Annotated in this window: 5 protein-coding genes; all 5 read left to right on the forward strand. The window is 74.3% G+C overall.

The window, feature by feature from the left end:
- The first annotated feature begins 58 nt into the window (after positions 1–58).
- Complete coding sequence (locus tag I3V78_RS25760) at positions 59–1,045, forward strand: SCO family protein (RefSeq protein WP_204491087.1); 987 nt, start codon at positions 59–61, stop codon at positions 1,043–1,045.
- Positions 1,035–1,898 carry a c-type cytochrome gene (locus tag I3V78_RS25765; RefSeq protein WP_204491088.1) on the forward strand — a complete coding sequence of 288 codons (864 nt, stop codon included), beginning with the start codon at positions 1,035–1,037 and terminating at the stop codon, positions 1,896–1,898. The genes I3V78_RS25760 and I3V78_RS25765 overlap by 11 nt, the downstream gene beginning before the upstream one ends.
- Entirely contained in the window at positions 1,895–3,571 is a 1,677-nt protein-coding gene (locus tag I3V78_RS25770) for a cupredoxin domain-containing protein (protein WP_204491089.1), read from the forward strand. Before I3V78_RS25765 ends, I3V78_RS25770 begins: the two co-directional genes overlap by 4 nt.
- 237 nt (positions 3,572–3,808) lie before the next feature.
- Positions 3,809–4,726: a dimethylarginine dimethylaminohydrolase family protein gene (locus I3V78_RS25775; RefSeq protein ID WP_204491090.1), complete on the forward strand. Its 918-nt coding sequence runs from the start codon at positions 3,809–3,811 to the stop codon at positions 4,724–4,726.
- Between the two features lie 54 nt (positions 4,727–4,780).
- Positions 4,781–5,833 (forward strand): fatty acid desaturase family protein, encoded by a 1,053-nt coding sequence (locus tag I3V78_RS25780; protein WP_204491091.1) that lies wholly within the window; start codon positions 4,781–4,783, stop codon positions 5,831–5,833.
- Positions 5,834–5,931 lie beyond the last annotated feature (98 nt).

A 5,931-nucleotide genomic window follows, 5' to 3' on the forward strand; every position in this document is an offset into this window, starting at 1 on the left:
AGCGCGCCCGCGTCCCATCCTTCCTCCCTTGGCTCGAACCCCCGGGGAGGCCGTCCCGATGCGCCAACGATTCCGCTGGCTGCCACCGCTGTGCGCGCTCCTGCTGCTCGGGGCCGGGTGCCGCCGGAGCAATGAGTTCGCGGTGCTTCCGCTCCAGGCCGCGCCCACGCTCGAGGTCCCCCAGGCCTCGGGCGGCGTCTTCCGGTTGAGCGAGCAGCGCGGCAAGGTGGTGGTGCTGACCTTCGGGTACACCTCCTGTCCGGACGTCTGCCCCACCACGCTGACCCAACTGCAGCGGCTGCAGAGCGCCCTGGGCCCCGCGTCGAGGGACCTCCAGGTGGTGTTCCTCTCCGTGGACCCCGATCGCGACGGCGCCGAGCAGCTCCAGACGTACGTGCGCGCCTTCAGCACGCGGTTCACGGGCCTGCGGCTGGAGCCGGAGGGCATCGCCCCGGTGCTCGCCGCCTGGAACGTCACCGCGGCGCGGCACTACCCGGACACCACGCGCTACCGCGAGCACCCCTTCGCGAAGGATCTGCCCTACACCATCGATCATACCGGGGCCTTCTTCGTCGTGGACAAGCGGGGCCAGTTGCGGCTGCGCCTGCCCTACTCCGTCGGCGGCGAGTATCTGCGCGACGAGGTGGCGCGGCTCCTGGCGGAGGACGAGGCGCCGGACTCCAGCCCCCGGGTGGAGCGGGCCCGGGCGCTGCTCACGCCCTCGCGGGTGGGCGCCATCTACCTCACGCTCGTCAACGGCACCGCGCAGGAGGACCGGCTCGTCTCGGCCGAGTCTCCATCGGCCGGCAGCGTGGAGCTGCACGAGGTGACGAGCGAGGGCGAGCTGATGCGGATGAATCCCCGGCCCGAGGGCTTCCGCCTCCCAGCGCGCAGCCGCGTGGAGCTGGAGCCCGGCGGCAAGCACCTCATGCTCTACGCCGTGCCGACCCGGGCGTCCCGGTTGGACGTGACACTGCGCTTCGAGAAGGCGGGGCCGGTGACCGTGTCCGTTCCCGTGTCGGAGCCCGGCGCGGATGCGCTCTAGTCCCTGGCGCGCGGTGGGCCTGGCGCTGCTGGCGAGCCTCTCCGGGCTGGTGCTCGTGCTGCGGGCGCGCGCCGAGCAGCCCCGACGCGAGGCCGAACAGCGGGGCCTGCGGCTGCGGATGGAGCGGGCCGTCTGGCTGCACGAGGCCACGGATCATGGCGACACGGCGCGCCTGCCCACGCTGCCGGGCTCGCCTCCCGAGGGCTCCCGGCGGCTCGCCGTGGAGGTGTCCATCTTCAACCCCCGCGCGATGCCCCTGGAGTTCTCGCCCGGGGAGCTGCGGCTGTCGGAGGGGCGCACGGCCACCGAGTGGCGCGCGACGACGGATGTCTCCCGGCCCTTCACCCTGGGCCCCGGGGAGCTGCTGTTCCTGACGCTGGGCTTCGACGTGCCCCGCACCCCGGCGCCCCTGCGCCTGCTCTGGGCCCGGGGCGAGGAGCGCATCGCGCTGCTGGCGACCCGGCGGCCCCTGGGCGCCGAGGCGCGCGAGCCCCGGGGCTGGCCCGAGAGCGTGGGGGAGCTGCCCGCGGGCTCGGCCGGCTCGGGCGCGGCGCTCTATGACCGCTTGGGCTGCGTCGCCTGCCATGGCGCGCTCGAGGCCTTGGACGCGGCGCGGGTGGGCCCGTCGCTCGGCGCGTTCTTCCAGGCGGGCTCCACGCGCATCGCGGGCCTGAGCGCGGCGCAGTACGCCTACGAGTCGCTGCTCAACCCCGATGCCTTCATCGCGCCCGCGTGTCCGGGCGGACAGCCCTGTGTGGGGCCCAGCCCCATGCCCCTGTATGGCGAGGTGCTGAGCGCCCAGGACATGGCGGACGTCATCGCCTACCTCGTGACGCCCCGGACGGACGAATGAAAGGCGCGCCCGTGGTCCTCGCCGAGGGCGAGCCGTGGAAGCCCCGGTGGGAGCTCGTCGTGCCCCTGGCCTGTGGCGTGCTGGGCTGGGAGCTCGCCGTGCTGGGCCTGCTGTCCGGCGGAGACCCGCCTCCCGCGCGCGTGGTGGCCGCCCTGCTGGTGAAGGACGCGGCGCTGCTGCTGGGGGGGGGGGTGCTGGCGGTGGCGGGCGTGCGCGCGTACCGCCGACGGGAGACACGGCCCCTCACCTCCGCGCACAAGGCGGGCCTGCTCTCCACGGCCTTCCTCCTCGTCCTGCTGCCGGTGGCCGTGGGCCGGGGGCTCGTCCAGCGGCAGCTCGCCACGCCCGAGGTGCTCGATTTCGGCGCCGCCCGCTCCGCGACCCCGCCGGCCCTCCAGGACGACAGCCGCTTCCTCTGCTCGGTGGCCAATGCCGACGCCGGGGCGGAGGACGCCCCGGCCGACACCTGGGCGGACACGGCCTGGACGGCCCTCCGGGACGCCCTGCTGCTGCAAGTGCCGGTGTTCCCCCTCGCGTGGCTGCTGGTCCACCGCCGGGTGCGCACCGCGCTCACGTCCGCCCGGGGCTCGGCCTTCACCTCCCTGATCTGGCTGGGCACCCTGTGCCTCTGGAGGGCGAGTGCCCGCCCCGCGCCCGAGGCGCCGGCCTGTCCCCCGGGCATCCCCGTTCGCGCGTATGCCGTGTCGGCCGTGGCCGCCGACCTCGTCCTCAACGCCGAGGGTGACCACGTGCCCCAGGGGGTGCGTTACGTGCTCGACGGCGCGGGGGCCGGGTCGCCGGGCGAACCGCTCCACCCGCTGGTGCTGCGCGCCAACCTGGGCGAGTGCCTGCGCCTGCGCTTCACCAACCGGCTCGCGCGTGAATCCGCCGCGCTGCACTTCGAGGGCCTGGGGGGCACGGTGGGCGGACCCGCGCGCCCGCGCGCCTTCGTGCCCGGGGCCTCGCTCTCGCCGGGCCAGGCCCTCACCTACGTGCTCGCGCTGCCGCGGGAGCCCGAGGCCCAGGGGGCCTACCTGCTGCATGATCCGGAGGAGGGCGGCGATCGCGAGGCGCGAGGCCTCTTCGGCGCGCTGGTGCTGGAGCCCGCGGGCACGCGCTACCGCGACGCCACCACGGGCGCGCCGCACGCGTCCGGCGAGGGCTGGGAGGCCCTCATCGAGCCGCCGGGGGCACCGGCCTTCCGGGAGTGGGTGCTGATCGCGCACGCCATGGGCCCCCCCGAGGTGGCCGACGTGCGCTCGGCCCGGGGCGAGCCCCTGCCGGAGCTGGACGAGATGGCGGGGCCGTTTCGCGCGGGCGCGTTCGGCCTCAACTACCACAGTCACCCCCAGTTCGAGCGGGACGAGGCCGGGCCAGGGCCTCGGACCCCGCCCCCGCTGCGCTCCTACCGGGACGAATCCGTCACCCTGCGGGTGGTGCACGCGGGCAACGCGGAGCCGCACATTCCCCACGTGCACGGCTGGCGCGAGGCCGCCGACGAGCCCATGGGCCAGCCGCATCTCCTGATGCCCGGCGGCAGCCTCAGCCTCACCGCGCCGGGACAGCGGCACCCGGCGGGCGACTACCTCGTGCACTGTCATGTACCCAACCATACGACCGGCGGCGAGCGTCTGACCTGGCGCGTCATCGAGCGGCCCGCGTCCGCTCCGTAGCCGTTCGCCCGCGTGAGCGTGAGGCCACCTCTCGGTGGTCGGGTGTCCTGTCGACTTCCCGGGTAGGGCCCCCGATGGCGTGGCCCGTCCGCGCGAAGCGCTGATCCAAAGCCCCTCCCCCCCGTCAATCAGCATTTTACGTAATTGAAGGCGCACGGCCTTTGTGGAAGAAGCCGCGCCCGCAGTGAAAAGACCCTACCCCATGCGCCCAGGCAGAGAACCTCTGGGGGGAATCCGATGAAGGCACACCCGAACGAAACCCCGGCCTCCGGGAGGACCTTCGTCGTCAGTCAGCTCGAGTGTGGGCGGGACGAGGCGCATGCACGGGACACGGACTGCGCCTTTCGCGTGAGCTGGGTCATCAACCCGCACATGCGCGTGGGCCCGGTGGACATGACGGCGGCCTGCGAGGAGCACCGCGTGCTGCGCGAGGCGCTGCGCCGCGAGGGCGCCGAGGTGCTGGAGCTGCCCTTCGTCCACGGGGCCTTCGACTCCGTGTTCGCCAAGGACAACGCGCTGCTCGTGGAGCGGGGGGGACGGCGTCGCGCCCTGCTCGCCAGCTACCTGCACGGCGAGCGCGGCCAGGAGCAGCGCATGCGCGCCGTGGCCCTGGAGGCCCGGGGGTTCGAGCTGCACGGCCCGCCGTCCGCGCACTTCGAGGGCGGGGACGTGGTCATGCTGCCCGAGGGCCAGGGCCTGCTGCTCGGCCATGGCCAGCGCTCGGACGTGAAGGCCGCCGCCGAGCTGGAGCGCTTCCTCGAGGTGCCCGTGACGCCCGTGGAGCTGACGGATCCGGCGCTCTACCACCTGGACGTGGCGCTGACGGTGCTCGAGGACGGCACGGCGCTCGTGTACCCGGAGGCCTTCACCCGCGAGTCCTTCCAGCGCATGGAGCGCACGCCGGGCATCCGGCGGCTCGTGCCCATTCCCCGGGACGAGGCCCTGCGCTTCAGCCTCAACATGGTCGAGTGCGGCAACTCGGTGCTCATCCCCTGCCGCGCGCCCGTCACGGAGCAGGCGGTGCGCGACGCGGGCAAGACGCCCGTGCACGTCCCGCTCGAGCAGTTCCACCTCGGCGGGGGCAGCGCCGCGTGCCTGGTCGCGGCCGTCCACCGCCTCGAGCGTCCGGCGCGCTCCACGCGGCCGCGCGCGTAGGTTCACGGCGATTCCCCGGCACCCCCGCGTCCCCCCCGCGCCCGAGCCCCCTTCATGTCCCTGTCTCCCGCCCGCGCCCCCGAGGAATTTCCCGTACAGGAGGAGGGCCGTGCTCCATCCGAGGCGCCCGTCCGGGAGCGACGCTCGCCGGTGCAGGACGAGATCCACGCCCTGCGCCGCGTCCTGCAAAGCCGGCCGGAGTGGAGCGCGCGCCTGCTCGAGTTGCAGCGGCCCCGACCGGTGATCTCGCTCGCGTACATCGCCACGGCGTGGCTTGGGCTGGGCCTGTCCTGGGGACTGGTGGAGGGCGCGGGCCTGGCGCTGCTGCCGGTGGCGCTCCTGCTGACGGCGTCCGCGCAGCGGCTGCTCAACAACAGCCTGCACGATGCCGCGCACGGCAACATCCTGCGCGGAGGTGAGACGCTGTTCCAGGTGCTGCTCGCCGCGCCGATGTTCGAGGACTTCCAGCGCTACCGCGCGCTGCACCTGCGCCACCACGCCCGCCTGCACACGCCCGAGGAGGATCCGGATCACCTGTCCCTGCCCGTGCGGCCCGGGGACGGCGAGACGGGCCCCTCGGCCGCGCGGGTGTACCTGCGCGCCCTGGGTTCCGCCCGCTTGTGGAAGAGCCACTGCCTGGGCGAGCTGCCCGCGCTCGGCTGGCGCGGCCGGGGCCGCGTCCTGCTGTGGTGGGCGGGGGTGTTGGGCGTACTCGCGGGGGTGGCGGGGCCGGGCGCCGCGCTGCGCTTCGCCGGCCTGTGGCTGCTGGCGCGGGCCACCACCTACCACGCGCTCAAGGTGTTCACCGAGCTGGCGGACCACTCCGGCCTCGAGGTGGGCACGGTGCTCTCGTACACGCGCAACGCGCCGCGCAACGCCCTGGGCCTGCTGCTGCACCCCTTCGGGGACAACTACCACCTCACCCATCACCTGGCGCCGCGCGTGCCCATGCCCAACCTGCACGCCACCCACCAGCTGATGTGGCACGTGCCGGAGTACCGCGCCGGCCATCACTGCGACGGCTATTTCCTCGGCCACTATCCCGTCACGCGTAGCTGGCTGCGCGCCTGGAATCCGCCGCGCGCTCGTCTCCACGAGGTCCGCTGAGCGCGCCCGACGTCCCCTTCCTCCGACTTCCCGCTTCCGGGGATGGCTCCCGCCCGCTGCGCGGCGCCCCCCGGCCCCCCTTCGCATTGAATGCCCCC

The sequence above is a fragment of the Archangium primigenium genome (assembly GCF_016904885.1).
Classification (GTDB): Bacteria; Myxococcota; Myxococcia; order Myxococcales; family Myxococcaceae; genus Cystobacter; species Cystobacter primigenius.

Bases quoted from the DNA above. Each gene is read 5' to 3' on its own strand.
- I3V78_RS25760 (WP_204491087.1), top strand. From the start codon at position 59: ATGCGCCAACGATTCCGCTGGCTGCCACCGCTGTGCGCGCTCCTGCTG.
- I3V78_RS25765 (WP_204491088.1), top strand. From the start codon at position 1,035: ATGCGCTCTAGTCCCTGGCGCGCGGTGGGCCTGGCGCTGCTGGCGAGC.
- I3V78_RS25770 (WP_204491089.1), top strand. From the start codon at position 1,895: ATGAAAGGCGCGCCCGTGGTCCTCGCCGAGGGCGAGCCGTGGAAGCCC.
- I3V78_RS25775 (WP_204491090.1), top strand. From the start codon at position 3,809: ATGAAGGCACACCCGAACGAAACCCCGGCCTCCGGGAGGACCTTCGTC.
- I3V78_RS25780 (WP_204491091.1), top strand. From the start codon at position 4,781: ATGTCCCTGTCTCCCGCCCGCGCCCCCGAGGAATTTCCCGTACAGGAG.